General features: G+C 56.7%; 1 pseudogene. It reads left to right on the forward strand.

The features are described from left to right. Positions 1 to 70 precede the first annotated feature (70 nt). Positions 71 to 729, forward strand: a pseudogene (locus AC1RT2_RS32185) (transposase); the annotation flags it as partial.

Below are 729 nucleotides of genomic sequence, written 5' to 3' on the forward strand. Positions count from 1 at the left end.
GGTAATCCTCCCGCGCACTAATCGGGTTCAAAAGTAGAATTTTCTCGGCAATATGCATGAGGAGATTTTGATGAAGACGAGCAGATTTAGCGAACCCCAAATCCTTGCGATCCTGCGCCAAGCGGAAGGCGGTGTCCCGGTACCGGAGCTGTGCCGCGAACACGGCATGAGCACGGCCACATTTTACAAATGGCGATCCAAATACGGCGGCATGGATACCTCGATGATCAGCCAGATGAAGGCTCTGGAAGACGAGAACCGTCGGCTCAAGAAGATGTATGCGGAGATGAGCATGCAGGCCGAACTTCTCAAAGAGGCTCTTGGAAAAAAGTGACGCGGCCGTCTCGACGCCGGGAGATGGCCGGGCAAGCAGTGGCGTTACATGGGGTCAGCATTGCGCTGGCCTGCCGCACCTTTGGTGTCAGCGAGACCTGCTATCGTTACAGCCGCAAGCTGAACGCTGAGAACGAGTAGATCGCCGACCTGTTGATCGGGCTGACGAGGGCGAAGAGGACTTGGGGCTTCGGCTTGTGTTTCCTTTACCTGCGCAACGTCCAGGGACATCGCTGGAACCACAAGCGCGTCTACCGCATCTACCGTGAGCTGGAACTGAACCTCAGGATCAAGCCACGCAAGCGTTTGAAGCGGGACAAGCCGGATGCACTTGCTGTGCCGGAGGCGCCCAACATGGTCTGGTCCATGGATTTCATGGCAGACCGTCTGGAGGAT

Source organism: Shinella sp. GW821-FHT11G07 (assembly GCF_058808115.1).